The organism is Citrobacter sp. JUb117, assembly GCF_024809055.1.
Taxonomy (GTDB): domain Bacteria; phylum Pseudomonadota; class Gammaproteobacteria; order Enterobacterales; family Enterobacteriaceae; genus Citrobacter; species Citrobacter gillenii.
This window is the reverse complement of sequence record NZ_JANUFB010000017.1, coordinates 1-26,182: the sequence shown is the minus strand read 5'-3', so window position 1 is coordinate 26,182 and position 26,182 is coordinate 1. Positions and strand designations below refer to the sequence as shown.

47 protein-coding genes are annotated in these 26,182 nt (G+C 50.0%); 7 read left to right on the top strand and 40 right to left on the bottom strand.

Features of this window, described 5'->3' with window-relative positions; all coding sequences use genetic code 11:
- Positions 1-267 precede the first annotated feature (267 nt).
- Complete coding sequence (locus tag M2374_RS22175) at positions 268-822, top strand: gamma carbonic anhydrase family protein (RefSeq protein ID WP_115257345.1); 555 nt, start codon at positions 268-270, stop codon at positions 820-822.
- Here M2374_RS22175 and M2374_RS22170 read toward each other — a convergent pair.
- From M2374_RS22170 to dprA, 6 genes are read right to left on the bottom strand one after another with little or no spacing between them, the layout of a single operon-like run.
- Complete coding sequence (locus M2374_RS22170; RefSeq protein ID WP_117344022.1) at positions 798-1,055, bottom strand: DUF1488 domain-containing protein; 258 nt, start codon at positions 1,053-1,055, stop codon at positions 798-800. The two genes, M2374_RS22175 and M2374_RS22170, sit on opposite strands and share 25 nt — an antisense overlap.
- A complete protein-coding gene (gene aroE, locus M2374_RS22165) occupies positions 1,052-1,873 on the bottom strand; it encodes a shikimate dehydrogenase (RefSeq protein ID WP_137400167.1) in 822 nt (273 codons plus the stop codon). The genes M2374_RS22170 and aroE overlap by 4 nt, the downstream gene beginning before the upstream one ends.
- Before the next feature lies 1 nt (position 1,874).
- Positions 1,875-2,447, bottom strand: a complete 573-nt coding sequence (gene tsaC / locus M2374_RS22160; RefSeq protein ID WP_181688698.1) for an L-threonylcarbamoyladenylate synthase type 1 TsaC — start codon at positions 2,445-2,447, stop codon at positions 1,875-1,877.
- A 4-nt stretch (positions 2,448-2,451) separates the two neighbouring features.
- Positions 2,452-2,994, bottom strand: coding sequence for a type I DNA topoisomerase (locus M2374_RS22155; protein ID WP_096755443.1), 543 nt, complete (start codon positions 2,992-2,994; stop codon positions 2,452-2,454).
- Between the two features lie 26 nt (positions 2,995-3,020).
- Positions 3,021-3,494, bottom strand: coding sequence for a DUF494 family protein Smg (gene smg / locus M2374_RS22150; RefSeq protein ID WP_003031162.1), 474 nt, complete (start codon positions 3,492-3,494; stop codon positions 3,021-3,023).
- Positions 3,466-4,590, bottom strand: a complete 1,125-nt coding sequence (dprA, locus tag M2374_RS22145) for a DNA-protecting protein DprA (RefSeq protein ID WP_181688697.1) — start codon at positions 4,588-4,590, stop codon at positions 3,466-3,468. The genes smg and dprA overlap by 29 nt, the downstream gene beginning before the upstream one ends.
- Before the next feature lie 130 nt (positions 4,591-4,720).
- Here dprA and def point away from each other — a divergent pair, with 130 nt between their 5' ends.
- From def to mscL, 5 genes are all read left to right on the top strand, one after another.
- Positions 4,721-5,230, top strand: a complete 510-nt coding sequence (gene def / locus M2374_RS22140; RefSeq protein WP_096755441.1) for a peptide deformylase — start codon at positions 4,721-4,723, stop codon at positions 5,228-5,230.
- 14 nt (positions 5,231-5,244) lie between these two features.
- Positions 5,245-6,192 (top strand): methionyl-tRNA formyltransferase, encoded by a 948-nt coding sequence (gene fmt, locus M2374_RS22135; protein WP_115257341.1) that lies wholly within the window; start codon positions 5,245-5,247, stop codon positions 6,190-6,192.
- A 51-nt stretch (positions 6,193-6,243) separates the two neighbouring features.
- Positions 6,244-7,533, top strand: a complete 1,290-nt coding sequence (rsmB, locus tag M2374_RS22130; protein ID WP_096755439.1) for a 16S rRNA (cytosine(967)-C(5))-methyltransferase RsmB — start codon at positions 6,244-6,246, stop codon at positions 7,531-7,533.
- A 21-nt stretch (positions 7,534-7,554) separates the two neighbouring features.
- Complete coding sequence (gene trkA, locus M2374_RS22125; RefSeq protein WP_096755438.1) at positions 7,555-8,931, top strand: Trk system potassium transporter TrkA; 1,377 nt, start codon at positions 7,555-7,557, stop codon at positions 8,929-8,931.
- Positions 8,932-9,072: 141 nt separating this feature from the next.
- Positions 9,073-9,486 carry a large-conductance mechanosensitive channel protein MscL gene (mscL, locus tag M2374_RS22120; RefSeq protein WP_096755437.1) on the top strand — a complete coding sequence of 138 codons (414 nt, stop codon included), beginning with the start codon at positions 9,073-9,075 and terminating at the stop codon, positions 9,484-9,486.
- Here the strand turns inward: mscL and arfA are convergent.
- The 31 genes from arfA to rpsJ form a co-directional block, all read right to left on the bottom strand.
- Entirely contained in the window at positions 9,483-9,701 is a 219-nt protein-coding gene (gene arfA, locus M2374_RS22115) for an alternative ribosome-rescue factor ArfA (RefSeq protein WP_096755436.1), read from the bottom strand. The genes mscL and arfA overlap by 4 nt on opposite strands.
- A 57-nt stretch (positions 9,702-9,758) precedes the next feature.
- Positions 9,759-10,184 carry a Zn(2+)-responsive transcriptional regulator gene (gene zntR, locus M2374_RS22110; RefSeq protein WP_045448272.1) on the bottom strand — a complete coding sequence of 142 codons (426 nt, stop codon included), beginning with the start codon at positions 10,182-10,184 and terminating at the stop codon, positions 9,759-9,761.
- A gap of 10 nt (positions 10,185-10,194) precedes the next feature.
- Positions 10,195-10,563, bottom strand: a complete 369-nt coding sequence (locus M2374_RS22105; RefSeq protein ID WP_096755435.1) for a DUF1992 domain-containing protein — start codon at positions 10,561-10,563, stop codon at positions 10,195-10,197.
- Between the two features lie 107 nt (positions 10,564-10,670).
- On the bottom strand, positions 10,671-11,057 hold the full coding sequence (rplQ, locus tag M2374_RS22100) for a 50S ribosomal protein L17 (RefSeq protein WP_042395993.1): 387 nt from the start codon (positions 11,055-11,057) through the stop codon (positions 10,671-10,673).
- Between the two features lie 40 nt (positions 11,058-11,097).
- A complete protein-coding gene (locus tag M2374_RS22095) occupies positions 11,098-12,087 on the bottom strand; it encodes a DNA-directed RNA polymerase subunit alpha (RefSeq protein ID WP_096755434.1) in 990 nt (329 codons plus the stop codon).
- A 25-nt stretch (positions 12,088-12,112) separates the two neighbouring features.
- Complete coding sequence (rpsD, locus tag M2374_RS22090; RefSeq protein WP_003031138.1) at positions 12,113-12,733, bottom strand: 30S ribosomal protein S4; 621 nt, start codon at positions 12,731-12,733, stop codon at positions 12,113-12,115.
- Positions 12,734-12,765: 32 nt separating this feature from the next.
- Complete coding sequence (gene rpsK, locus M2374_RS22085) at positions 12,766-13,155, bottom strand: 30S ribosomal protein S11 (RefSeq protein WP_003031137.1); 390 nt, start codon at positions 13,153-13,155, stop codon at positions 12,766-12,768.
- A 16-nt stretch (positions 13,156-13,171) separates the two neighbouring features.
- Positions 13,172-13,528, bottom strand: a complete 357-nt coding sequence (gene rpsM, locus M2374_RS22080; RefSeq protein WP_003031135.1) for a 30S ribosomal protein S13 — start codon at positions 13,526-13,528, stop codon at positions 13,172-13,174.
- A 146-nt stretch (positions 13,529-13,674) separates the two neighbouring features.
- Entirely contained in the window at positions 13,675-13,791 is a 117-nt protein-coding gene (gene rpmJ, locus M2374_RS22075) for a 50S ribosomal protein L36 (protein ID WP_000868187.1), read from the bottom strand.
- Between the two features lie 30 nt (positions 13,792-13,821).
- Positions 13,822-15,153 (bottom strand): preprotein translocase subunit SecY, encoded by a 1,332-nt coding sequence (gene secY / locus M2374_RS22070; RefSeq protein WP_001118864.1) that lies wholly within the window; start codon positions 15,151-15,153, stop codon positions 13,822-13,824.
- A 7-nt stretch (positions 15,154-15,160) separates the two neighbouring features.
- A complete protein-coding gene (gene rplO / locus M2374_RS22065; protein ID WP_096759320.1) occupies positions 15,161-15,595 on the bottom strand; it encodes a 50S ribosomal protein L15 in 435 nt (144 codons plus the stop codon).
- 3 nt (positions 15,596-15,598) lie between these two features.
- Entirely contained in the window at positions 15,599-15,778 is a 180-nt protein-coding gene (rpmD, locus tag M2374_RS22060; RefSeq protein WP_001140434.1) for a 50S ribosomal protein L30, read from the bottom strand.
- A 3-nt stretch (positions 15,779-15,781) separates the two neighbouring features.
- A complete protein-coding gene (gene rpsE, locus M2374_RS22055; protein WP_003031131.1) occupies positions 15,782-16,285 on the bottom strand; it encodes a 30S ribosomal protein S5 in 504 nt (167 codons plus the stop codon).
- A gap of 14 nt (positions 16,286-16,299) precedes the next feature.
- Entirely contained in the window at positions 16,300-16,653 is a 354-nt protein-coding gene (gene rplR / locus M2374_RS22050) for a 50S ribosomal protein L18 (RefSeq protein WP_000358960.1), read from the bottom strand.
- 9 nt (positions 16,654-16,662) lie between these two features.
- Positions 16,663-17,196 (bottom strand): 50S ribosomal protein L6, encoded by a 534-nt coding sequence (rplF, locus tag M2374_RS22045; RefSeq protein WP_096759319.1) that lies wholly within the window; start codon positions 17,194-17,196, stop codon positions 16,663-16,665.
- A gap of 12 nt (positions 17,197-17,208) precedes the next feature.
- The gene (rpsH, locus tag M2374_RS22040; RefSeq protein WP_003031127.1) at positions 17,209-17,601 is read right to left on the bottom strand and encodes a 30S ribosomal protein S8; all 393 of its coding nucleotides are present in this window, start codon (positions 17,599-17,601) and stop codon (positions 17,209-17,211) included.
- Positions 17,602-17,631: 30 nt separating this feature from the next.
- On the bottom strand, positions 17,632-17,937 hold the full coding sequence (gene rpsN, locus M2374_RS22035; RefSeq protein WP_003031125.1) for a 30S ribosomal protein S14: 306 nt from the start codon (positions 17,935-17,937) through the stop codon (positions 17,632-17,634).
- Positions 17,938-17,951: 14 nt separating this feature from the next.
- The gene (gene rplE / locus M2374_RS22030; protein ID WP_003031123.1) at positions 17,952-18,491 is read right to left on the bottom strand and encodes a 50S ribosomal protein L5; all 540 of its coding nucleotides are present in this window, start codon (positions 18,489-18,491) and stop codon (positions 17,952-17,954) included.
- 14 nt (positions 18,492-18,505) lie between these two features.
- The gene (gene rplX / locus M2374_RS22025) at positions 18,506-18,820 is read right to left on the bottom strand and encodes a 50S ribosomal protein L24 (RefSeq protein WP_003031122.1); all 315 of its coding nucleotides are present in this window, start codon (positions 18,818-18,820) and stop codon (positions 18,506-18,508) included.
- A gap of 10 nt (positions 18,821-18,830) precedes the next feature.
- A complete protein-coding gene (gene rplN, locus M2374_RS22020; protein WP_000613954.1) occupies positions 18,831-19,202 on the bottom strand; it encodes a 50S ribosomal protein L14 in 372 nt (123 codons plus the stop codon).
- 162 nt (positions 19,203-19,364) lie between these two features.
- Positions 19,365-19,619 carry a 30S ribosomal protein S17 gene (rpsQ, locus tag M2374_RS22015; protein WP_017460070.1) on the bottom strand — a complete coding sequence of 85 codons (255 nt, stop codon included), beginning with the start codon at positions 19,617-19,619 and terminating at the stop codon, positions 19,365-19,367.
- Positions 19,619-19,810 carry a 50S ribosomal protein L29 gene (rpmC, locus tag M2374_RS22010; RefSeq protein ID WP_000644742.1) on the bottom strand — a complete coding sequence of 64 codons (192 nt, stop codon included), beginning with the start codon at positions 19,808-19,810 and terminating at the stop codon, positions 19,619-19,621. Before rpmC ends, rpsQ begins: the two co-directional genes overlap by 1 nt.
- Entirely contained in the window at positions 19,810-20,220 is a 411-nt protein-coding gene (gene rplP, locus M2374_RS22005) for a 50S ribosomal protein L16 (RefSeq protein WP_000941212.1), read from the bottom strand. Before rplP ends, rpmC begins: the two co-directional genes overlap by 1 nt.
- 12 nt (positions 20,221-20,232) lie before the next feature.
- Complete coding sequence (rpsC, locus tag M2374_RS22000; RefSeq protein ID WP_006817277.1) at positions 20,233-20,931, bottom strand: 30S ribosomal protein S3; 699 nt, start codon at positions 20,929-20,931, stop codon at positions 20,233-20,235.
- Positions 20,932-20,948: 17 nt separating this feature from the next.
- Complete coding sequence (gene rplV / locus M2374_RS21995; RefSeq protein WP_000448832.1) at positions 20,949-21,281, bottom strand: 50S ribosomal protein L22; 333 nt, start codon at positions 21,279-21,281, stop codon at positions 20,949-20,951.
- A 14-nt stretch (positions 21,282-21,295) separates the two neighbouring features.
- Positions 21,296-21,574 carry a 30S ribosomal protein S19 gene (rpsS, locus tag M2374_RS21990; protein ID WP_001138115.1) on the bottom strand — a complete coding sequence of 93 codons (279 nt, stop codon included), beginning with the start codon at positions 21,572-21,574 and terminating at the stop codon, positions 21,296-21,298.
- A 16-nt stretch (positions 21,575-21,590) separates the two neighbouring features.
- Positions 21,591-22,412, bottom strand: coding sequence for a 50S ribosomal protein L2 (rplB, locus tag M2374_RS21985; protein WP_038634702.1), 822 nt, complete (start codon positions 22,410-22,412; stop codon positions 21,591-21,593).
- 17 nt (positions 22,413-22,429) lie between these two features.
- A complete protein-coding gene (gene rplW, locus M2374_RS21980; protein ID WP_004868363.1) occupies positions 22,430-22,732 on the bottom strand; it encodes a 50S ribosomal protein L23 in 303 nt (100 codons plus the stop codon).
- Entirely contained in the window at positions 22,729-23,334 is a 606-nt protein-coding gene (gene rplD, locus M2374_RS21975; RefSeq protein ID WP_003031119.1) for a 50S ribosomal protein L4, read from the bottom strand. Before rplD ends, rplW begins: the two co-directional genes overlap by 4 nt.
- Before the next feature lie 10 nt (positions 23,335-23,344).
- The gene (gene rplC, locus M2374_RS21970; RefSeq protein ID WP_096759318.1) at positions 23,345-23,974 is read right to left on the bottom strand and encodes a 50S ribosomal protein L3; all 630 of its coding nucleotides are present in this window, start codon (positions 23,972-23,974) and stop codon (positions 23,345-23,347) included.
- Positions 23,975-24,006: 32 nt separating this feature from the next.
- A complete protein-coding gene (rpsJ, locus tag M2374_RS21965; protein WP_001181005.1) occupies positions 24,007-24,318 on the bottom strand; it encodes a 30S ribosomal protein S10 in 312 nt (103 codons plus the stop codon).
- Positions 24,319-24,698: 380 nt separating this feature from the next.
- Between rpsJ and M2374_RS21960 the strand changes: the two genes are divergently transcribed.
- Positions 24,699-25,166: an A24 family peptidase gene (locus M2374_RS21960; RefSeq protein ID WP_115259893.1), complete on the top strand. Its 468-nt coding sequence runs from the start codon at positions 24,699-24,701 to the stop codon at positions 25,164-25,166.
- On the opposite strand, the gene bfr is transcribed toward M2374_RS21960, so the two are convergent.
- The 3 genes from bfr to M2374_RS21945 all read right to left on the bottom strand — a co-directional run.
- Positions 25,163-25,639 carry a bacterioferritin gene (gene bfr, locus M2374_RS21955; RefSeq protein ID WP_115257340.1) on the bottom strand — a complete coding sequence of 159 codons (477 nt, stop codon included), beginning with the start codon at positions 25,637-25,639 and terminating at the stop codon, positions 25,163-25,165. The two genes, M2374_RS21960 and bfr, sit on opposite strands and share 4 nt — an antisense overlap.
- Positions 25,640-25,710: 71 nt before the next feature.
- Positions 25,711-25,905: a bacterioferritin-associated ferredoxin gene (gene bfd / locus M2374_RS21950; protein ID WP_003031111.1), complete on the bottom strand. Its 195-nt coding sequence runs from the start codon at positions 25,903-25,905 to the stop codon at positions 25,711-25,713.
- Between the two features lie 184 nt (positions 25,906-26,089).
- Positions 26,090-26,182 (bottom strand): hypothetical protein (locus tag M2374_RS21945; RefSeq protein WP_024043797.1); only part of this gene is annotated, 93 nt, incomplete at its 5' end.

The window sequence follows — 26,182 nt, the reverse complement described above, 5'->3', positions numbered from 1 at the left end:
CAACCGTTTATTTTCAGGTTTTTCTCTTCAACCGAACCGGCTGTTTGTGTGAAGTGATTCACATCCGCCGTGTCGATGGAGGCGCATTATAGGGATCCCATTTTTTAGCACAAGTGTTTTTTTAGATCTTTTTTGCTGAGTGGCTGTTTTTTACCCCTTTCGCTACATTCCTGCACAATATGCCTGATTTTTGATAACTAAATCGCTTGCACAGTCTCGATAATCAAACCAAAGTCTTCATTACTGCTCTATTCTATTGAGGTAAACATGTCTGATGTACTGCGTCCTTATAAGGATCTTTTCCCGCAGATCGGGAAACGCGTGATGATCGACACCAGCAGCGTCATCATTGGTGATGTTCGTCTGGCTGATAATGTTGGGATCTGGCCTCTGGTCGCGATCCGTGGTGACGTGAACTACGTACAAATCGGCGCCCGCACAAACATTCAGGACGGTAGCGTATTACATGTCACGCATAAATCAGCATCTAACCCGCAAGGCAATCCACTGATCGTGGGTGAGGATGTCACCGTGGGCCATAAAGTCATGCTGCACGGCTGCGTCATTGGCAACCGCGTTTTGGTCGGTATGGGATCGATCCTGCTGGACGGTGTCGTAGTAGAAGATGACGTAATGATTGGCGCGGGAAGTTTGGTTCCGCAAAACAAACGCCTGGAGAGCGGGTATCTGTACCTGGGCAGCCCGGTTAAACAGATCCGCCCACTCAGCGATGAAGAAAAAGCGGGCCTGCAGTATTCAGCTAACAACTATGTGAAATGGAAAGACGAGTATTTGAGTCAGGATAACCAAACCCAACCGTGAGCATCTTCTTGCTGAGCCTGGATCAATGCTTCGGCTTCATCTTCCAGATCCCAGCGATGCTCCCGAAAAATTTCCATCCACTGTTCAGGCGTGTTGCCGCCAAAGCGACGCGCCAATACCTCTCCGTTGATGGCGCATGTTAGCTGCATACCCTGAACCATCGCCGGGAAAACGACAGCATCTATATCTGACTTCCATTCTTCTCTATCGGGAAACTGGATAGCCTGGTTCACACGGACAGTTCCTGTTGCAGCTGTTTAATGACGGGTTCCGTCTTCGGCAATACGCCATACCAGAGTAAAACGGCATGCGCCGCCTGCCCTACCAACATTCCCAACCCATCAGCACAATGTTTTGCTCCCTGTAATGCGCACCAGGACAAGAACGGCGTATTCCCTTTCTGATAAAACATGTCGTAGCAATAAACAGAAGCGTTGATCAGTGATGCAGGGATAGCCGGAACATCCCCGCTAATCCCACTGGAGGTCGCATTAATAATGAGATCGAAGGTGTTATTCTCAAGCTCATCAAATCCCACGGCCTGAACGCTACCGGTATGGGAAAAGATCTGAGCCAGTTCTTCTGCACGCGAAGCGGTACGGTTTACGATGGCCACTGCACAATCCATAGAAAGAAGAGGGAGCAATACCCCGCGGGATGCCCCACCAGCCCCAATAAGTAAAATACGCGATCCGGGACGAATAAAAGCTAAACGTTCAAGATCGCTTAATAAACCAATACCATCGGTGTTATCCCCAAGTAAGCGTCCATCTTCCAAACGCTTAAGCGTGTTAACCGCCCCGGCAAGCGATGCCCGTTCTGTTAATTCATCAGCCCGCGCAAATGCCTCTTCTTTAAAAGGAACCGTAATATTCGCCCCTTTACCGCCCTCTGCAAAGAAGGTGTTCAGCGTATTCACAAAATTATTGATTGGCGCCAGCACCCGTCCATAGGTGTGATCGATATTCAGTTGCTCTGCAAATTGCTGATGAATAAAAGGCGATTTGCTGTGCGCGATTGGATTGCCAAAAACAGCATAGGCTTCTTTCATATTACCCCTGTCGAAATTGTTCACCCGTCAAGGCATCACGGATTTCCGAAGGATTTAAACGCCCCCCGGTATCACCTTCGACAACGGGGAAATCTATACCAAACTGCACGCGTACTTCCTCTACCGTTCTGCAAGGGGGTAGACCACTCAAATTAGCACTGGTAGAAACTAACGGTTTACCATAAGCCTGGCACAACGCAACCACCAGCGGATGATCCGTGACGCGCACGGCCAGCGAATCAAAACGGCCGGTTAACCAACGTGGTGTCGTTATCGCTGCCGGAAACACAAAGGTAACGGGACCTGGCCAGCACGCGAAAATAGCATCACGTTGGGCATCAGTGAGCATGCTGTCATCAATATACGGCTTGAGTTGGTCAAAATTTGCCGCAATTAAAATCAAGCCTTTATCAATTGGTCGTTGTTTTAGTTCCAACAGACGAGTAACAGCCGTTTCGCTATCTGGGTCACAGCCGATGCCGAAAACAGCTTCTGTTGGATAAGCGATGACTTTATCTTGTTTCAGAACCGCTATCGCAGCAGCGATGGGATCTGTGGGCAGGTTATTATTCACTTTTTTATTCCGCCGAGACCGGCTTTCCACATTGTTTACTGGCACAAAAGTGTTTCACACCCTGTGCAGTTTTCTTTTCGATGAGAAGTGGATAGTGACACTCAGGACACTCTCCAGCCAGAGGTTTGAAGTTGATGACAAACTGACACTCAGGATAGCGATCGCAGGAGTAAAAAGTTTTGCCATAACGGGAACGCCGCTGGACCAACTGGCCTGTCCGGCATTGAGGGCAAACAATCGCCGTTTCATCTGGTTTGTCGATAAGTTCAGTATGGTCACATGCCGGGTAATCGCTACACCCAATAAACATACCGAATCGTCCCTGCCTCAGCACCAGCTCAGCACCGCACTCAGGACAAAACTTACCCTCCAGAACTTTGACAATATGTCCGTCCGCAGAGGATTTTAGCGGACGGACATAGTCGCATTCCGGATACTGTGAACAACCGAGAAACGGGCCATGTTTCCCAGAGCGAATAACCAGTTCAGCCCCGCATTGTGGGCAGGGCTCGTTTTTACGCACCGCAAACAGTGCTGATTTAGCCATAACAACTCATGCTGAATGAAGATTGATTAATGCAGCATACCTTCATTCACTTCAAAGAGTAATTCTTCCATTTGCTGATACGCATTTTCACAACCGGGAATGTTGAATAAAACCATCAGGATCACCCACTTCAGGTCTTCCAGATCGAATTCTGCTGTATCCAGCGCGAGTACACGCTCAATCACCATTTCTCGCGTTTCGAGGTTTAGCACCTGGATCTGCTCCAGGAATAATAAGAACCCCCGACAACTCGCATCCAGGCGATCGCACTCTTCCGCCGTATAAATACGAATAGACAGAGGGTCAGATGCAAGCTGCATAGGTTCGGCAAGGCCATCCTGATAATCAGCCAGTTTTTCCAGCCACAGTAACGCGTTGTAGATGTCTTCACGATCAAAACCAGCGTCGGTAAGATCCCGTTCCAGTTTGTCCTGATCCACACGCAGCTCCGCTTCGTTATGGATATATGTCTCAAACAAATACATTAGTACGTCGAACATGGCATGCCCTCCTCAATCGGACATAGCCGCCGGGTACAGCTGCGATCCATCCTGCTAACTCCAGTTCGAGTAGCTGAGCCACTACCTCTGGCACAGGTTGGCCGGCACGTTCAGCGACGACGTCAACAGGTGTTACCTCATCTCCTACGTTAGCCAGGAGCTCAGGAAATGGCAATGGCACCTCTTCGTGATCTGGTGAATAAATTGAATTTTCAGGTTCATCTGGCACCCAATGTAAACCGTATTGCAAATTCTCCAGAATATCTTCTGGAGCCGTAACCAACGTCGCTCCTTGCTTAATGAGCCAATGTGGCCCCTCACAACCTAGGTTCCCTATTGGCCCTGGTAACGCAAAAACGTCCCGTCCTTGCTCCAGGGCACAACGCGCAGTCACCAGCGAACCGCTACGCTGAGCGGCCTCAATCACCAGTACGCCTTTGCTTAAGCCACTGATAATACGATTTCGTCGCGGAAAATTGCGCGGTAGAGGAAGCATATCCAAAGGGAACTCGGACACCAGCGCGCCTCCGGCCTCAATCAGACGTTCGGCAAGATGCGCGTGCCGCCGTGGATGAATGGTTTCCAGGCCGTTCCCCAGCACGGCGATACTGGTTCTATTCATATTCACCGCCGCGTTGTGCGCGACGCCATCGATCCCCCGTGCCAGCCCGCTGGTGATTGTCACACCGCAAGCGGCAAGCTTCTCACAGAATAATCGCCCCCAGCGCTCTCCATACCAGGAATGTTGCCGGCTCCCCACAACAGCGACCTGAAAAGAGTGTAAACAATCGGGATCGCCAACAATAAAGAGGAGTCCCGGGTAATCTTCAGTGGCGCGAAGCTGCGGCGGATAACGTTCGCTATCGGCAAAAACGACATGGTGATGCGGTAACTCCAGCCAGCGCAGCGTTTTTTCCAATTCAATGTCGGAATAGCTTAAAAAACGTGCGGCCTGGCGGGGAGAGAATCCTGCATATTGGAGTATCGTTTTGTTAATACACGGTTGAGCAATAAGCCAGTGAGCAATGCGCACCATCTCATCACCATAAAGTTCACATACTCGTGCTAAACGTAACCAAATTTCGGTGTGGGTCATCCCTTTTCCCCCTGCCACAAGCAGTCATAGCAATCTTTGCGATTGGTCACTGATGCTGTCAATCAGAAGGGGTTTTGTCTAGAATAGAGGTAATAATCTTTCCAACTCCTGAACACAACTCTGGATAACTATGTCAGTTTTGCAAGTGTTACATATCCCGGACGAGCGTCTTCGCAAAATCGCAAAACCGGTTGAAGAAGTGAATGCAGAAATTCAGCGTATCGTCGATGATATGTTCGAGACGATGTACGCCGAAGAAGGTATTGGCCTGGCGGCAACGCAGGTTGATATTCATCAGCGCATCATTGTTATTGATATCTCTGAAAATCGCGATGAGCGCCTGGTGTTGATCAACCCTGAGCTACTGGAAAAAGACGGTGAAACCGGCATTGAAGAAGGTTGCCTGTCTATTCCCGAACAGCGAGCATTAGTACCGCGCGCTGAGAAAGTAAAAATTCGCGCACTCGATCGTGAGGGTAACCCCTTTGAACTGGAAGCCGATGGCCTGTTAGCGATCTGCATTCAACACGAAATGGATCACCTGGTCGGTAAATTGTTTATTGATTATCTGTCGCCGTTGAAACAACAACGCATTCGTCAGAAAGTTGAAAAACTTGACCGCCTGAACGCCCGACCTTAAGGACAAGAATCAACGTGTCAGACTCACTACGTATTATTTTTGCGGGTACACCTGACTTTGCAGCGCGTCATCTCGACGCGCTGCTGTCTTCTGGACATAACGTCGTCGGCGTATTTACCCAACCGGATCGCCCAGCAGGACGTGGTAAAAAGCTGATGCCCAGCCCGGTAAAAGTGCTGGCCGAAGAAAAAGGGTTACCGGTTTTTCAGCCCGTCTCTCTTCGTCCTCAGGAAAACCAGCAGTTAGTTGCTGACCTGCACGCAGATGTAATGGTGGTAGTGGCATATGGCCTTATTCTGCCAAAAGCCGTGCTGGACATGCCGCGCTTGGGATGCATCAACGTCCATGGTTCCCTGCTTCCTCGCTGGCGCGGCGCGGCACCCATCCAACGTTCACTGTGGGCTGGCGATACCGAAACCGGCGTCACCATCATGCAGATGGATGTCGGTCTGGATACCGGCGATATGCTACACAAACTCTCTTGCCCAATCACCACTGAAGACACCAGCGCCAGCCTCTACAATAAGTTAGCCGAACTCGGCCCACAGGGACTGCTGCACACACTGCACCTGTTGGCAACGGGCACCGCGAAACCTGAAGTCCAGGATGAATCGCTGGTGAGCTATGCCGAGAAGCTAAGTAAAGAAGAAGCCCGCATGGACTGGACGCTTAGTGCCGTTCAGCTGGAGCGCTGCATTCGCGCCTTTAATCCATGGCCGATGAGTTACATCGTCATTGATGAGCAGCCGGTCAAAATCTGGCAGGCCACGGTGATTGATAAACCTGCAGGTGCCGAACCAGGAACGATTCTGGAAGCAACCCGCCAGGGTATTCAGATTGCGACAGGCGATGGCATCCTGAATCTCATCTCTTTGCAGCCAGCCGGTAAAAAAGCCATGAGCGCGCAGGACCTGTTGAATTCACGCCGGGAATGGTTCGTTCCTGGAAACCGTCTGCTCTGACGGTTCATCTCTTAAAGCCCGGCATCTCCGGGCATTTTTATTTTTGCGGTTATGAAAAAAAATCTAAATTTACGCAGTATGGCGGCGCAGGCCGTCGAACAGGTTGTCGAAAAGGGGCAGTCGCTAAGCAATGTGCTACCTGCCATGCAGCAGAAAGTTGCCGATAAAGATAAGGCGCTGTTACAGGAACTTTGCTTCGGCGTATTGCGCACCCTCTCCCAACTTGAGTGGATGATCAAACAGCTGATGGAACGCCCGATGACGGGTAAACAGCGCACGGTCCACTACCTGATCATGGTCGGTTTCTACCAACTACTGCATACCCGTATCCCTCCTCATGCTGCATTAGCTGAAACAGTGGAAGGCGCGGTCGTGATCAAACGCCAGCAGTTGAAAGGCCTGATTAACGGCGTACTACGCCAGTTTCAGCGCCGCCAGGACGAACTGTTAACCGAGTTTGCACAAAGCGAACTGCGCTTCTTACACCCATCCTGGTTAGTAAAACGCATTAAGAATGCTTATCCACAGCAGTGGGAAACCATTCTTGCGGCTAATAACCAGCGTCCGCCAATGTGGCTACGCGTTAACCGTAACCACCACTCGCGCGACGCGTGGCTAGCATTGCTGGCGGAAAGTGGTCTTACCGGCTTCCCACACCCGGATTACCCGGATGCTGTGCGTCTGGAAACCCCAGTGTCAGTTCTGGCATTGCCCGGCTTCGAGCAGGGATGGGTAACCGTCCAGGACGCTTCCGCTCAGGGATGCGTGAGCTATCTGCAGCCGAAGAACGGTGAACAGATCCTCGATTTATGTGCAGCGCCAGGTGGAAAGACGACACATATTCTGGAGGTTGCTCCGAATGCAAATGTAATGGCGGTCGACGTAGACGAAAAACGTCTGTCTCGCGTCTACGACAACCTGAAGCGTTTGGGCATGAAGGCTACCGTCAAGCAGGGCGATGGTCGTTTTCCACAACAATGGTGTGGCGAACAACAGTTCGATCGTATTCTGCTGGATGCTCCATGCTCAGCCACTGGGGTCATTCGTCGCCATCCGGATATTAAATGGCTGCGCCGTGACCGGGATATCACCGAGCTTGCCCAACTACAAGCAGAGATCCTGAATGCGACTTGGGCGCATCTGAAGCCGGGTGGCACGCTGGTTTATGCAACCTGTTCTATTCTGCCTGAAGAGAACCAGCAGCAGATTGCGGCCTTCCTGACGCGTACGCCAAACGCGGTATTAAGCGAAACCGGCACACCTGAGCAACCAGGCCGCCAGAATTTACCGAGTGCAGAAGAAGGTGATGGCTTCTTTTACGCTAAGCTAATCAAAAAGTGATGAAATAACGGGTCGCGACTGATGAAAATTATCATTCTGGGCGCAGGGCAAGTTGGTGGTACGTTGGCTGAAAACCTGGTCGGCGAGAACAACGATATCACGGTAGTCGATACCAACGGTGAACGCTTGCGCAGCCTGCAGGACAAGTTCGACCTCCGCGTTGTGCAGGGGCATGGCTCTCATCCCCGCGTACTGCGCGAAGCTGGCGCCGACGACGCCGATATGCTGGTCGCCGTGACCAGCTCTGATGAGACCAATATGGTCGCCTGTCAGGTCGCTTATTCGCTCTTCAATACGCCTAATCGTATCGCACGTATTCGGTCACCGGATTATGTGCGCGATGCCGATAAACTCTTCCACTCCGAAGCGGTACCTATCGATCACCTCATTGCCCCAGAGCAACTGGTTATCGACAGCATCTACCGGCTGATTGAATATCCTGGTGCCCTGCAGGTGGTGAATTTTGCCGAAGGTAAAGTCAGTCTCGCAGTGGTTAAAGCCTATTATGGCGGTCCACTGATCGGTAACGCACTGTCGACTATGCGCGAGCATATGCCGCATATCGATACCCGCGTTGCGGCAATTTTCCGCCATGACAGACCTATTCGCCCGCAAGGCTCTACCATCGTGGAAGCGGGTGACGAAGTATTCTTTATTGCAGCGTCACAACATATTCGCGCAGTGATGAGCGAACTGCAACGCCTGGAAAAACCCTACAAGCGCATCATGCTTGTAGGCGGCGGTAATATCGGTGCCGGACTCGCTCGGCGGCTGGAAAAGGATTACAGCGTTAAGTTGATCGAGCGCGATCAGCAACGAGCTTCAGAGCTTGCTGAAAAGTTACAAAATACGATCGTCTTTTTTGGCGATGCTTCGGATCAAGAACTGCTCGCCGAAGAGCATATTGATCAGGTTGATCTGTTTATTGCCGTCACTAACGATGACGAAGCTAACATCATGTCGGCAATGCTGGCTAAACGTATGGGCGCCAAGAAAGTAATGGTGCTGATTCAACGTAAGGCGTACGTTGATCTGGTGCAGGGCAGCGTGATTGATATTGCCATTTCACCACAGCAAGCAACGATCTCTGCATTGCTCAGCCACGTCCGTAAAGCAGATATCGTCGGCGTTTCTTCGTTGCGCCGTGGTGTGGCAGAAGCCATCGAAGCTGTCGCGCACGGAGATGAAACAACATCCCGGGTTGTCGGCCGTGCAATTGACGAGATTAAGCTGCCGCCAGGAACAATCATTGGCGCCGTTGTTCGGGGTAATGACGTAATGATCGCTAATGACAACTTGCGTATTGAGCAGGGTGATCACGTCATTATGTTCCTGACCGATAAAAAATTTATTACCGATGTCGAACGTTTATTCCAGCCAAGTCCCTTCTTTCTGTAATTATGGGGGTGCTAGTACAGCACCCTTTTTATTTCCCCTTATTTTTCATGGTCTAATAAATTCCCCAGTCAGCAATACATAAATGGAAATTGTCTTAACATTTGTTAGACTTATAAACGTCAGCTGCATAGGGAGAATAAAATGAGCATTATTAAAGAATTTCGCGAATTCGCGATGCGCGGGAATGTTGTAGATTTAGCAGTGGGTGTCATTATTGGTGCGGCATTCGGTAAGATTGTTTCGTCACTGGTTGCCGACATCATCATGCCACCACTGGGCTTGTTAATTGGTGGGATTGATTTTAAACAGTTTGCCTTAACGTTACGCGACGCGCAGGGAGATATCCCGGCGGTCGTGATGCACTACGGTGTGTTTATTCAGAATGTGTTTGATTTCATTATTGTTGCCTTTGCTATCTTTATGGCCATCAAGCTAATCAACAGACTGAATCGCAAAAAGGCTGAAGAGCCAACAGCACCGCCAGCCCCATCAAAAGAAGAGGTGTTGCTGAGTGAAATACGTGACCTGCTGAAAGAACAAAATAACCGTTCTTAAGCACTCACTGAAACAAGAAGGCCAGTGGTAAAAAAGTGATTCACTTTCTTGCCACTGGCCTCCCAGTTACCCCGATTTCCTTGTTTACCTTTACGCTGATAACTTCCTTTTCCTTTCTTATTTTTCTCAACCCGCTGTCTGAATAGCGGGTCATGCAATAGTGCTTCAATGGCGTTGTCCTTTATCTGCCCTTTGGTGTGCTGATAACGACTCATAATCTCTCCAGTGTGTAATAATTTACGTCGCGAGTGTAGACCTGACCGTTCAATAAATCAACAGCCTGATTTTGTTCCGCTAGCGCCTTGCTCAAGTGCCTCGAGAATAGAGCAGTAAACGCTGCTATGCGCCATGCCGCAGCATGCATCGTTCAATCGCTGTAGCGAGCGCTGCATTGTCTGAAGCTCAGCAATTCGGGCTTCAACCTCTTTTAATCTTTCCTGAACAATTCCCTTAGACTCCTGGCAGGTATGGTGCTCAGGATCGATACGGATCGAGAGTAACTCGCGGATCGACTCCAGAGTAAAACCAAGCTGTCGGGCATAACGAATAAATTTAAGACGTTGAAGATCGCTTTCGGTATAGAGTCGAAATCCACCTTCAGTGCGTACTTCATGCTCCATCATTTGCTGCTTTTCATAGTAGCGGATGGTATCTGGCGTGACTTCAGCCAGTTTAGCTAATTCGCCAATACGATACATGGTACCTCCGCTAATCATCACTAATCCGATGCAGAAGTTTTTCTGCATATTCCCCACGCAAAAACTCGGTGCTGAGTCCAGCCTGTCGAAGTTTAAGTTCAAGGAGCGAAAGACGTCGACTTACCTCCTCATACTGAACCTCATCTTTACGAATTCCTGCAAGGATATCAAGCAGACGAATTGCTTCTCTGCGCAGCTCAAGTTCGGGAGGAAGGCAACCCGAATTTTTTAATAACCTGTAGCCGGCTCGCAGTTCCGGTGGAATATGAGAATCATCATCCAGAGCAAGCGGCTCACCGGAACCCGGTAAATCATCAAACTCGCCTTTGGCCTGCGCGTCATTAATATGGCGCTCTGCCCACTGGTCCAGTAACCACATACAGTGCTCCAGGAGGTGAACAAAAAAAGCACAGCTCGTATAGATAGGTTGGGGTGCTTCGGATATAAAAAAACCCGCCGGGGCGGGTTTTTTTACGTTACTACAGATTACTCTGCAGCAGCTTCTGCTTGCGATTCAGAGCGATCAACCAGCTCGATGTATGCCATCGGCGCATTGTCGCCTGCACGGAAGCCACACTTCAGAATGCGAGTGTAACCACCGGCGCGGCTCGCGAAACGCGGGCCCAGCTCGTTAAACAGTTTTGCCACGATCTCGTTATCACGAGTACGGGCGAATGCCAGACGACGATTAGCTACGCTATCAGTCTTGGCAAGAGTAATCAGCGGCTCAACTACGCGGCGCAGCTCTTTCGCTTTAGGCAGGGTCGTCTTGATGATCTCATGACGAACCAGTGAACCTGCCATATTGCGGAACATAGCCTGGCGATGGCTGCTGTTGCGGTTCAGTTGACGACCACTCTTACGATGGCGCATGACCTTATCCTTCTCAGTAAAACCTTAACCTGTGATCCGGTTACTCGTCAGCGATGCTTGCCGGTGGCCAGTTTTCCAGGCGCATGCCCAGAGACAGTCCACGGGAAGCCAGCACGTCTTTAATCTCAGTAAGAGATTTTTTACCAAGGTTAGGCGTCTTAAGAAGCTCAACCTCAGTACGCTGTACCAGATCACCGATATAGTGGATAGCTTCTGCTTTGAGGCAGTTAGCAGAGCGGACAGTCAATTCCAGATCGTCAACAGGGCGCAGCAGGATCGGATCGAACTCTGGTTTCTCTTCTTTAACTTCCGGCTGACGTACATCACGTAAATCAACGAAAGCTTCAAGTTGTTCTGCCAGAATGGTTGCCGCACGACGAATCGCCTCTTCAGGATCGATTGTGCCGTTGGTTTCCATTTCGATGACCAGCTTGTCCAGGTCGGTACGCTGTTCTACACGCGCAGCTTCAACATTGTAGGCAATACGCTCTACAGGGCTGTAGCAGGCGTCGACCAGCAGACGGCCGATTGGGCGCTCATCTTCTTCCGAATGAATTCGGGTAGAAGCCGGCACATAACCACGACCGCGCTGAACTTTGATACGCATGCTAATAGATGCGTTCTCATCGGTCAGGTGGCAGATCACGTGCTGTGGCTTGACGATTTCGACATCACCATCATGGGTGATATCGGCTGCAGTCACAGGGCCAATGCCAGATTTATTCAAGGTAAGAATAACGTCATCTTTACCCTGAACTCTCACCGCCAGCCCTTTCAGGTTGAGCAGGATTTCCAGGATATCTTCCTGAACGCCTTCTTTGGTGCTGTACTCATGTAGTACACCATCAATCTCAACCTCGGTCACCGCACAACCCGGCATCGATGAGAGCAGAATACGGCGCAGTGCGTTACCCAAAGTATGGCCAAAGCCACGCTCTAAAGGCTCAAGGGTCACCTTGGCGTGCGTCGAACTCAGTTGCTCGATATCTACCAGGCGCGGTTTTAGAAACTCTGTCACAGAACCCTGCATTGTGTCCTCTCTTTGGTACTAAGCTTTACTTGGAGTAAAGCTCGACGATCAGGTGTTCGTTAATGTCCGCAGACAGATCAGAACGCTCCGGCTTACGCTTGAACGTACCTTCCATCTTGCCAGCATCAACTTCCAGCCAGGTTGGCTTTTCACGCTGCTCAGCCAGCTCCAGAGCGGCTTTCACGCGAGACTGCTTCTTCGCTTTCTCACGAATGCTAACAACGTCATTCGGACTAACCTGATAAGAAGCGATGTTAACAACACGACCGTTTACCATAATTGCTTTATGGCTGACCAGCTGACGTGCTTCTGCACGAGTGGCACCGAAGCCCATACGGTATACAACGTTGTCCAGACGACCTTCCAGCAGACCCAACAGGTTTTCACCGGTGTTGCCTTTCAGACGTGCTGCTTCTTTGTAGTAGTTACGGAACTGACGCTCCAGCACACCGTAGATACGGCGAACTTTTTGCTTTTCACGCAACTGCACACCATAGTCAGACAGACGCGGTTTACGCGCACCGTGCTGGCCAGGAGCTTGTTCAATTTTACACTTGGTATCGATCGCGCGAACGCCAGACTTAAGGAATAAGTCAGTGCCCTCACGACGGCTCAGCTTGAGCTTAGGACCCAAATATCTTGCCATTTTCTTTCTCCAACAATCCTAGAAACGAGGCGTTATACGCGACGTTTTTTCGGCGGACGACAACCGTTATGAGGGATCGGAGTCACATCAGTAATATTAGTGATGCGGAAACCAGCGGCGTTCAGAGCACGAACAGTAGATTCGCGACCTGGACCCGGTCCTTTGACCATAACTTCCAGATTCTTGATACCGTATTCTTTTACGGCTTCAGCGCAACGCTCTGCTGCAACCTGAGCTGCAAACGGAGTGGATTTGCGAGAACCACGGAAACCGGAACCACCGGCTGTTGCCCAACCCAGCGCGTTACCCTGACGATCAGTAATGGTAACGATGGTGTTGTTAAAAGAAGCATGGATATGAGCCACGCCGTCAGAGACTTGTTTTCTTACACGTTTACGTGCACGAATTGGTGCCTTTGCCATTATTCAATCACCCCGATTATTTCTTGATCGGTTTGCGCGGACCCTTACGGGTACGTGCGTTGGTCTTGGTACGCTGACCGCGAACCGGGAGACCACGACGATGACGCAAACCGCGATAGCAACCAAGGTCCATAAGGCGCTTGATGCTCATGCTAACTTCACGGCGCAGATCACCTTCAACGACAAATTTGGCAACTTCGTCACGCAGCGTGTCGATTTGTTCTTCAGACAGCTCACTGATCTTAACATCTTCAGCGATACCCGCTGCAGCCAGAATGGCCTTAGAACGGGTCTTGCCGACGCCGTAGATCGAAGTTAATGCGATCACAGCATGTTTCTGATCAGGAATGTTAATGCCTGCTATACGGGCCACTATGCACTCCTACTATTTAATATGTACGCACCATGCTGAAAAGCCCGTTTTCAGGATACTCAAATGGAAACGCACAGACATACAAAAGATTGGCTGGCTAATCTAGCCAGCTCAACCCAACTTTGCAAGAAAAATATGCGAATAAATCAGCCTTGGCGCTGTTTATGCTTAGGCTCGGCACTGCAAATCACACGGATGACACCATCACGCTTAACGATTTTGCAGTTACGGCATAATTTCTTGACGGAAGCACGAACTTTCATTTTTACTCTCCGTAACTTCTCGGGCGACTGTTAACGGCCGTAGCCTTTCAGATTCGCCTTCTTCAATGCAGACTCATACTGACTTGACATCATCAGAGTTTGCACTTGAGCCATAAAGTCCATAATCACGACAACAACGATAAGCAGTGAGGTTCCACCGAAGTAGAACGGTACTTTCATTGCATCACGCATGAACTCCGGGATCAGGCAGATAAAGGTAATGTAAAGCGCACCAACCAAGGTCAGGCGGGTCATTACTTTATCGATATACTTCGCCGTTTGCTCTCCCGGACGAATTCCTGGTACAAATGCACCGGACTTCTTCAGGTTATCTGCTGTTTCACGCGGGTTGAAAACCAACGCCGTGTAAAAGAAACAGAAGAAGATGATTGCAGACGCATAGAGTAACACATAAAGCGGTTGCCCAGGCTGCAAATACAGCGAAATTGTTGTCAGCCAGTTCCAACCAGTACCGCCCCCGAACCATGACGCGATGGTCGCCGGGAACAGAATAATACTGGAAGCGAAGATTGCTGGGATAACCCCGGCCATATTCACTTTCAGCGGTAAATGTGTGCTCTGTGCAGCATAGACACGACGACCTTGCTGACGTTTCGCGTAGTTTACCACAATGCGGCGTTGACCACGTTCAACAAATACAACAAAGAACGTCACTGCAAATACTAATACTGCAACCAACAGCAACACGAGGAAGTGCAGGTCGCCTTGACGCGCTTGCTCGATAGTATGGGCAATGGCTGGCGGGAGTCCCGCGACGATACCGGCGAAGATAATGATTGAGATACCGTTGCCGATACCACGTTCAGTAATCTGTTCACCCAACCACATCAGGAACATTGTCCCTGTAACCAGACTTACAACAGCGGTGAAATAGAATGCAAAACCTGGATTCATCACCAGGCCTTGCATACCAGGCATATTCGGCAGACCGGTAGCAATACCGATCGACTGGAATATCGCCAGCACCAGAGTACCGTAGCGGGTGTACTGGCTGATCTTACGACGACCAGACTCCCCTTCCTTCTTAATTTCCGCCAACGTTGGATGAACCACCGTCAGCAGCTGGATAATGATCGACGCCGAAATATACGGCATGATCCCCAGAGCAAAGATAGAAGCACGGCTGAGAGCACCACCAGAGAACATGTTGAACATTTCAATGATGGTGCCTCGCTGTTGCTCAAGCAGTTTGGCAAGTACAGCGGCATCAATACCAGGGATCGGAATGAAAGAGCCAATACGGAACACAATCAGCGCGCCGATAACAAACAGCAGTCTGCGTTTCAGCTCGCCTAAGCCACCTTTGGCACTTTGAAAATCTAATCCCGGTTGTTTAGCCATCTGCTACTTATTCCTCGATTTTACCGCCAGCAGCTTCGATAGCAGCACGAGCGCCTTTAGTAACACGCAGGCCACGAACAGTTACCGGAGTAGTGACTTCACCAGCCAGGATCACTTTCGCGAACTCGATCTGGATACCGATAATGTTTGCTGCTTTCAGCGTATTCAGGTCTACAACACCGCCTTCAACTTTAGCCAGGTCAGACAGACGAACTTCGGCTGTGATCGCTGATTTACGTGAAGTGAAGCCGAATTTCGGCAGACGACGGTACAGAGGCATCTGACCACCTTCGAACCCGCGACGTACGCCACCGCCAGAACGAGACTTCTGACCTTTGTGACCACGACCACCGGTTTTACCGAGGCCAGAACCGATACCACGACCCAGGCGGCGAGCCGCTTTTTTAGAGCCTTCGGCCGGAGACAGAGTATTTAAACGCATCTCTTACTCCTCAACTTTAACCATGAAGGAAACCGCGTTGACCATACCACGAACAGCAGGAGTATCCTCGCGTTCTACGGTGTGACCAATACGACGCAGACCCAGGCCAAGCAGCGTTGCCTTGTGTTTCGGCAGACGACCGATTGCACTGCGGGTTTGAGTAATTTTAATAGTCTTTGCCATGGTTTATTTCCCCAGAATTTCTTCAACGGATTTACCACGCTTGGCAGCGACCATTTCCGGAGATTTCATATTTTCCAAACCATCGATAGTTGCACGAACCACGTTAATCGGGTTGGTGGAACCATACGCTTTAGCCAGAACGTTACGAACTCCAGCGACTTCCAGAACGGCGCGCATTGCACCACCGGCGATGATACCGGTACCTTCGGAAGCCGGCTGCATGAAGACACGAGAACCCGTGTGAGTACCCTTAACCGGGTGCTGCAGGGTGCCGTGGTTCAGCGCGACGTTAATCATATTGCGACGGGCTTTTTCCATCGCTTTCTGGATCGCTGCTGGAACTTCACGCGCTTTACCGTAACCAAAACCAACGCGACCGTTACCATCGCCAACTACAGTCAGAGCTGTGAAGGAGAAAATACGACCACCTTTAACGGTTTTAGATACGCGGTTAACCGCGATCAGCTTTTCCTGCAGTTCGCCAGCTTGTTTTTCGATGTGAGCCATCTTACACCTCTACCTTAGAACTGAAGGCCAGCTTCACGGGCAGCATCTGCCAGTGCCTGGACACGACCATGATATTGGAACCCGGAACGGTCAAAGGATACATCTTTGATGCCTTTTTCCAGAGCGCGTTCAGCAACAGCTTTACCTACAGCTGCAGCAGCGTCTTTGTTACCGGTGTACTTCAATTGTTCAGCGATAGCTTTTTCTACAGTAGAAGCAGCTACCAGAACTTCAGAACCGTTCGGTGCAATTACCTGTGCGTAAATATGACGCGGGGTACGATGTACCACCAGGCGAGTTGCACCCAGCTCCTGGAGCTTGCGGCGTGCGCGGGTCGCACGACGGATACGAGCAGATTTCTTATCCATAGTGTTACCTTACTTCTTCTTAGCCTCTTTGGTACGCACGACTTCGTCGGCGTAACGAACACCCTTGCCTTTATATGGCTCAGGACGACGGTAGGCGCGCAGATCTGCTGCAACCTGACCGATCAGCTGTTTATCAGCGCCTTTCAGCACGATTTCAGTCTGGGTCGGACATTCTGCAGTAATACCTGCCGGCAGCTCATGATCAACGGGATGAGAGAAACCTAAAGCCAGGTTTACTACATTCCCTTTGACCGCTGCGCGGTAACCTACACCAACCAGCTGCAGCTTCTTAGTGAAGCCTTCGGTAACACCGACAACCATTGAGTTCAGCAGGGCACGCGCGGTACCAGCCTGAGCCCAACCATCTACGTAACCATCACGCGGACCGAAGGTCAGTGCATTATCTGCATGATTAACTTCAACAGCATCGTTGAGAGTACGAGTCAGCTCGCCGTTCTTACCTTTGATCGTAATAACCTGACCGCTGATTTTTACATCAACGCCGGCAGGAATAACGACCGGTGCTTTAGCAACACGAGACATTTTTTCCTCCGATTAGGCTACGTAGCAGATAATTTCGCCACCAAGACCAGCTTGGCGCGCTGCACGATCAGTCATAACACCTTTAGAGGTAGAAACAACTGCGATACCCATGCCAGCCATAACTTTTGGCAGCTCGTCTTTACGCTTATAAATGCGCAGACCTGGGCGACTGACACGCTGAATGCTTTCTACAACAGCTTTACCCTGGAAATACTTAAGAGTAAGTTCCAGTTCCGGCTTGGTGTCGCCTTCAACTTTAAAATCTTCAATAAAACCTTCTTCCTTCAGCACGTTGGCAATTGCCACTTTCAGCTTGGAGGAAGGCATGGTGACCGCAGCTTTATTCGCGGCCTGACCGTTACGGATACGGGTCAGCATATCCGCGATCGGATCTTGCATGCTCATCTGTCTTTACTCCCGTGATTCAATTGGTAATTACCAGCTAGCCTTTTTCAAGCCCGGTACTTCACCGCGCATAGCGGCTTCACGAAGCTTAATACGGCTCAACCCGAACTTGCCCACATAGCCATGCGGACGACCTGTTTGACGGCAGCGGTTACGCTGACGAGACGGGCTGGAATCACGCGGCAGAGACTGCAGCTTCAGAACTGCGTTCCAACGATCTTCGTCGGTCGCGTTCACATCAGAGATAATAGCCTTCAGTTCAGCGCGTTTTGCGAAGTACTTATCAGCTAAAGCTACGCGCTTTACTTCGCGTGCTTTCATTGATTGCTTAGCCATTCAGTAACCCTACCTTACTTGCGGAACGGGAAGTCAAAGGCAGCCAGCAGAGCACGGCCTTCTTCATCAGATTTCGCAGTAGTGGTAATGGTAATATCCAAACCACGCACGCGGTCGACTTTATCGTAGTCGATTTCTGGGAAGATGATCTGCTCACGGACACCCATGCTGTAGTTACCACGACCGTCGAAAGACTTAGCGGACAAGCCACGGAAGTCACGGATACGTGGAACAGCAATAGTGATCAGGCGCTCAAAGAACTCCCACATGCGTTCGCCACGCAGAGTTACTTTACAGCCGATCGGATAGCCCTGACGGATTTTGAAGCCTGCAACAGATTTGCGTGCTTTGGTGATCAACGGCTTTTGACCGGAGATTGCTGTCAGATCAGCTGCTGCGTTATCCAGCAGTTTCTTGTCAGCGATCGCTTCACCAACACCCATGTTCAGGGTGATCTTCTCGACCCGAGGGACTTGCATGACAGAATTGTAGTTAAACTCAGTCATGAGTTTAGCGACTACTTCGTCTTTGTAGTAATCATGCAGTTTCGCCATCGTACTACTCCAAATTACTTGATAGTTTCGCTGTTAGACTTGAAGAAACGGACTTTTTTGCCATCTTCGAATCTAAAGCCTACACGGTCAGCCTTGCCGGTTGCCGCGTTGAAGATAGCAAGGTTAGAGATCTGAATAGCTGCTTCTTTCTCTACAATGCCGCCTGGTTGGTTCAGGGCCGGAACCGGCTTCTGATGTTTCTTAACCAGGTTGATACCTTCAACAATGACCTTGCCGGAAGACAGGACATTTTTTACTTTACCGCGTTTACCTTTATCTTTACCGGTTAACACGATAACTTCGTCATCACGACGGATCTTCGCTGCCATGATTCGCTCCTTAGAGTACTTCTGGTGCCAGAGAGATAATTTTCATGAACTTCTCGTTACGAAGTTCACGAGTTACCGGCCCAAAAATACGCGTACCGATAGGTTGCTCACTGTTATTGTTTAAAATAACGCATGCATTACCATCGAAGCGAATGACAGAACCGTCCGGGCGACGAACACCCTTCTTGGTGCGCACCACTACCGCCTTCAGCACATCACCTTTTTTGACCTTACCACGCGGAATTGCTTCCTTGATGGTGATCTTGATGATGTCGCCTACGCCTGCGTAGCGACGGTGCGAGCCACCCAGAACCTTGATACACATTACGCGACGTGCACCGGAGTTGTCGGCGACGTTCAGCATAGTCTGTTCTTGGATCATTTTAGTGCTCCGCTAATGTCAACTACTACTGAGACCCGAAAATCAGGTCGTTAAAAAGCCCCATATCGGGGGCGCGGCATTATAACACCGCTTCAACGATATGGGTAGAAAAAATAAACGGCTCATCGCTGAGCCGTTTATTCGTTGAGAATGCATACTCTATTACAGAATAGCTTTCTCTACAACGCGAACCAGCGTCCAGGACTTAGTCTTGGACAGCGGACGGCATTCGCGGATTTCAACCACGTCACCAGTACCGCATTCGTTGTTCTCGTCATGTACGTGCAGTTTGGTCGTACGCTTGATGAATTTACCGTAGATCGGGTGTTTCACAAAACGTTCGATAGCAACAACAATGGATTTCTCCATTTTGTCGCTAACAACGCGACCTTGCAGAGTACGGATTTTATCGGTCATTACGCACCCGCCTTCTCAGTCAGTAAAGTCTTAACGCGTGCGACATCACGACGCACTTGCTTCAACAGGTGAGACTGTTGCAGCTGGCCACTTGCAGCCTGCATACGCAGGTTGAACTGCTCACGCAGCAGATTCAGCAGCTCGGTGTTCAGCTCTTCAACACTCTTCTCACGCAGCTCTTTTGCTTTCATTACATCACCGTCTTAGTTACAAAGGTGGTTTTAATCGGCAGTTTCGCTGCTGCCAGCTTGAATGCTTCACGGGCCAGCTCTTCCGGTACACCGTCCATTTCATACAGGACTTTACCCGGCTGAATCAAGGCAACCCAATACTCCACGTTACCTTTACCTTTACCCATACGCACTGCCAGCGGCTTTTCAGTGATCGGTTTGTCCGGGAATACACGGATCCAGATCTTACCTTGACGCTTAACTGCACGGGTCATAGCACGACGTGCTGCTTCGATCTGACGGGCAGTCAGACGACCACGGCCAACAGCTTTCAGACCGAAGCTGCCGAAGCTAACATCCGTACCCTGCGCCAGACCGCGGTTACGGCCTTTGTGCATTTTACGGAATTTTGTACGCTTTGGTTGTAACATCAGCGACGCTCCTTATTTACGGCCTTTACGCTGCTGCTTTTTAGGTTGAGCAGCCGGTTCCGGTTGTTCAACAGCAGCCATACCACCCAGGATCTCGCCTTTGAAGATCCATACCTTAACGCCGATTACACCGTAAGTGGTGTGCGCTTCAGAGGTGTTGTAGTCGATGTCAGCACGCAGAGTGTGCAGCGGTACGCGACCTTCGCGGTACCATTCGGTACGTGCGATTTCCGCGCCGCCCAGACGGCCGCTAACTTCAACTTTAATACCTTTAGCGCCCAGACGCATTGCGTTCTGTACAGCACGCTTCATAGCACGACGGAACATAACACGACGTTCCAGCTGAGAAGTGATGCTGTCAGCAACTAATTTTGCGTCCAGTTCAGGCTTACGCACTTCGGCGATATTGATCTGGGCAGGAACGCCAGCAATATCAGCTACGACTTTGCGCAGTTTTTCTACGTCTTCGCCTTTCTTACCGATAACGATACCCGGGCGAGCGGTGTGAATGGTCACACGGATGCTCTTAGCCGGACGCTCGATAACGATACGAGATACAGACGCTTTAGCCAGTTCCTTAGTCAGGTACTGACGTACTTTAAAATCGCTGTCCAGGTTGTCAGCGAATTCTTTGGTGTTCGCAAACCAGGTTGAGTTCCATGGTTTTACAATACCCAGGCGAATACCATTAGGATGTACTTTCTGACCCATTGCTAGTCTCCAGAGTCTCAGCGATCGGACACAACCACAGTAATGTGGCTGGTGCGCTTCAGGATGCGATCTGCACGACCTTTTGCACGCGGCATAATGCGCTTCATGCTAGGGCCTTCGTCTACGAAAATTTTCGTAACTTTCAGATCGTCAATGTCAGCGCCATCGTTGTGTTCAGCGTTAGCAATGGCAGATTCCAGGACTTTCTTAACCAGTACAGCCGCTTTCTTATTGGTGTAGGTCAGAATATCCAGAGCCTGCGACACTTTCTTACCGCGAATCAGGTCTGCAACAAGGCGAACCTTCTGAGCAGAAGAACGAGCATGGCGATGTTGAGCTAAAGTTTCCATCTCTTCCTCCTACCTTATTTCTTCTTCGCTTTTTTATCAGCAGCATGGCCGCGATAAGTACGAGTCGGTGCGAATTCACCCAGTTTGTGACCGACCATTTCGTCGGAAACAAATACCGGAACATGCTGACGACCATTATGGACAGCGATGGTCAAACCGATCATGTTAGGAAAGATCGTTGAACGACGGGACCAAGTGCGCAGGGGCTTCTTGTCTCCGCTTTCCACCGCTTTCTCTACCTTCTTCAGCAAGTGCAGGTCAATAAAAGGACCTTTCTTGAGAGAACGTGGCATGGCTTATCCTCTAAAATTATTTGCTACGGCGACGTACGATGAATTTATCAGTACGCTTGTTGCTGCGGGTCTTCTTACCTTTGGTCTGAACGCCCCACGGAGTTACCGGGTGCTTACCAAAGTTACGACCTTCACCACCACCATGTGGGTGATCGACTGGGTTCATCGCAGTACCGCGAACGGTAGGACGAACACCACGCCAGCGTGCAGCACCTGCTTTACCCAGAACGCGCAGCATATGCTCAGCATTGCCAACTTCGCCCAGAGTTGCACGGCAGTCTGCTTCGACTTTACGCATTTCACCAGAACGCAGACGCAGGGTGACATAAGCACCATCACGAGCAACGATCTGAACGTAAGTACCAGCGGAACGTGCCAGCTGACCGCCTTTACCTGGTTTCATTTCTACGTTATGAACGGTAGAACCAACCGGGATATTGCGCATCGGCAGGGTGTTACCTGCTTTGATTGCAGCATCAACGCCAGATTGAACCTGGTCGCCAGCTTTCAGGCCTTTAGGGGCCAGGATGTAACGACGTTCGCCGTCTTTGTACAGAACCAGCGCGATGTTCGCGGAACGGTTCGGATCGTACTCAAGACGTTCAACAATTGCCGGGATACCGTCTTTGTTGCGTTTGAAGTCAACGATACGATAAGCCTGCTTGTGACCACCACCGATGTGACGAGTGGTGATACGGCCATTGTTGTTACGACCACCGGATTTGCTGTTTTTTTCAACCAGCGGAGCAAAAGGTTTGCCCTTGTGCAGCTCTGGGTTGACCACTTTAACAACGTGGCGACGACCCGGAGATGTCGGTTTACATTTAACAACTGCCATTGTATTACTCCTCCGACTTACTCAGCGCCGCCGACGAAGTCCAGATTCTGGCCTTCCTTCAGGGTGACGTAAGCTTTTTTCCAGTCGCTACGACGACCGATACGCTGTCCGTGACGTTTAACTTTCCCTTTAACAACCAGGGTGTTAACGACTTCGACTTCGACTTCAAACAGTTTCTGCACAGCAGCTTTGATTTCTGCTTTGGTCGCGTCTTTAGCAACTTTGAGAACGATGGTATTGGTTTTTTCCATCGCAGCAGACGCTTTTTCAGAAACGTGCGGTGCGCGCAGCACCTTCAGCAAACGTTCTTCACGAATCATGCCAGCATCTCCTCAACTTGCTTAACAGCATCAGCAGTCATTACGACTTTGTCGAAGGCGATCAGGCTAACCGGGTCGATACCAGTTGCATCGCGTACGTCAACCTTGTGCAGGTTGCGCGCAGCCAGGAACAGGTTTTCGTCCAGCTCACCGGTGATGATCAGCACATCTTCCAGAGCCATGTCTTTCAGTTTCTGTGCCAGCAGCTTAGTTTTAGGCGCTTCTACAGAGAATGATTCGACAACGATCAGACGATCCTGACGTACCAGTTCGGACAGAATGCTTTTCAGCGCGCCGCGGTACATCTTTTTGTTAACTTTTTGACTGTGGTCCTGCGGGCGAGCAGCGAAGGTTACGCCACCGGAACGCCAGATCGGGCTCTTGATAGAACCTGAACGCGCACGGCCGGTACCTTTCTGGCGCCACGGCTTTTTGCCTGAACCAGTTACTTCAGCACGAGTCTTCTGAGCACGAGTACCCTGACGAGCACCAGCTGCATAAGCAACAACAACCTGGTGAACCAGCGCTTCGTTGAAATCACGACCGAAGGTAGTTTCGGAAACAGTCAGCGCGCTCTGCGCGTCTTTCAATACTAATTCCATTGCTATCCCCTTACGCCTTCACAGCTGGTTTAACGATCAGGTCGCAACCGGTCGCACCCGGAACACCACCTTTAACCAGCAGCAGGTTGCGCTCAGCGTCAACGCGTACTACGTCAAGGCTCTGAACGGTGACACGCTCGTTACCCATCTGACCTGCCATTTTCTTGCCTTTGAACACTTTGCCCGGAGTCTGGTTCTGACCGATAGAACCCGGAACGCGGTGAGACAAGGAGTTACCGTGAGTCGCGTCCTGGGTACGGAAGTTCCAGCGCTTAACGGTACCAGCGAAACCTTTACCTTTAGAGGTACCGGTTACGTCAACTTTTTTAACGTCAGCAAACAGTTCAACGCTAATGTTCTGACCAACGGTGTATTCTTCACCATCTGCCAGACGGAACTCCCACAGGCCGCGGCCAGCTTCTACGCCAGCTTTAGCAAAGTGACCAGCTTCCGGCTTGGTTACACGGTTAGCTTTTTTAGCACCAGTGGTAACCTGAACAGCGCGATAGCCATCGTTAGCCAGATCTTTGATCTGAGTAACGCGGTTTGCTTCAACTTCGATAACGGTTACTGGGATAGATACGCCATCTTCAGTGAAGATGCGGGTCATACCCACTTTTTTACCGACTAAACCAATCATTGTATCAACCTCTCAATCGCTCGATGACCTGATTAACCCAGGCTGATCTGCACGTCTACACCGGCAGCCAGGTCCAGACGCATCAGAGCATCAACGGTTTTTTCAGTTGGCTCAACGATGTCAACCAGACGCTTGTGAGTGCGAATTTCGTACTGATCACGCGCGTCTTTGTTAACGTGCGGAGAGATCAGAACGGTAAAGCGCTCTTTGCGGGTCGGCAGCGGGATCGGACCACGAACCTGCGCACCAGTGCGCTTGGCAGTCTCTACGATTTCCGCGGTTGATTGATCGATCAGACGATGATCAAACGCTTTCAAACGGATACGGATTCTTTGGTTCTGCATGAGACCAGAGCTCCAATTATTTTATAGACGAAATAGTTACTCCTCAAACCCATTACGATTGATGGGAGAGTGTAACCGTTCTTACAGAGTTCCCCGATTGGGAACATTGTCTGGTATCGCTTTCGCAGTACCGGTGGCTCATATCGAGCCGCTGTCAATATTAGACAAGCCCGCGCATTATACGTAAATCTCAGCCTTACGCAAGTGCCGTGTAGATATTAATCACTCAACCAGTAATGCGAGCCCGATTCCGCTCTGAATGCAGAGGTTTTTGTTCATCGTAATTTCTCCGGAAGGAAGCCAACAGAATGAGCAATCAAGCCTTGTATGGTCAGCACGATTTCTTGAAGGTGGCATCTATTTCCACAAAGGATTCGCGCATGTACGCCGACCTCCCCTTTCTGTTTTTCTACATTTCATTATGCGGGCTACTTTGGGCCCAGGATTTACGTACCGGGTTATTACCCGACAAGTTGACCTGCCCTCTGCTCTGGTGCGGTCTTATTTACTACCAGTGCTGTAAACCAGCACTTTTATCCGACGCACTTTGGGGAGCCATAGCAGGCTATAGCGCATTTTCGCTGCTCTACTGGAGTTACCGCTTGGTGCGGCGTTATGAGGGATTAGGCTATGGTGATGTAAAATTCCTCGCCGCATTGGGTGCCTGGCATCGGTGGGAGTCATTACCACTATTGGTCTTCCTTGCGGCTTGTTTAGCGTGCTGCATGATGGGAGCTGATTATGTAAGACACGGAAAAAAAGGACTAAAAAACCCGCTGCCTTTTGGACCCTATCTGGCGGCTGCGGGTTTTATTATTGGCGGGGTAAATCTGGTACGGGGCTTTTAGTCACTGACTTTAATTTGCGACTGCAGGTAATTTTGCAATCCCAGTTTTCCAATCAGATCCAGCTCCGTTTCGAGCCAGTCGATATGCCCTTCTTCGTCGGTGAGGATCTCTATCATCATATCCCGACTGACATAGTCATGCACGCTATCGGCATAGGCAATGGCTTCACGTAAATCTTTTGCGCCATCCAGCTCAAGTCGAAGATCTGACTGAAGCATCTCCTCAACGTCTTCGCCAATCCCCAACTTACCCAAGTCCTGTAAATTTGGGAGCCCTTCTAAAAACAAAATACGCTCGATGTATTTATCGGCGTGTTTCATCTCATCAATAGATTCATGGTACTCAACATCATTGAGCCGAGTCAGCCCCCAGTTTTTAAACATTCGGGCATGAAGAAAATACTGGTTGATCGCGACAAGCTCATTTCCCAATAGTTTATTGAGATAACTTATGATTTTAACATCACCTTTCATTTTATAGTCCCTCCGCTTCCACTCTTAGAGCGTAGATGGGGCTACAGGGATGTCAAAAAAAAGAGTGTGACTTAGGCGATCTCTTTAAATTCTGGCATTTGTGTTAATTCATCTTGCATCACTTCACGCGCAGCGCGAATGCATTTACCACATTGATTTCCAACAGGAATAAATTTTCGTAATTGTTGAAAAGATTGCGGATGAAACTGGCGAACAGCCTGACGAATTTTTTTATCACTTATCGCATTACACAAACAAACGTACATGATCGCTCCCGTTCAATTTATGCGCAAAGTGTAAATGAGAATAGTTATGATTACAATAGCACAATACTGTTTGTATGCCGACGCGGCTTGCGAAAAATGCGAATAAATATTACAGGTGTCAAATATCAGGCAGCAAAAAGGGCGCCTAAGCGCCCTTTTCAATTCAAAACTAATTAACGAGTAATTAGCTCAGAACTTTAGCAACAACGCCCGCACCAACAGTACGGCCGCCTTCACGGATTGCGAAACGCAGACCGTCGTCCATCGCGATCGGGTG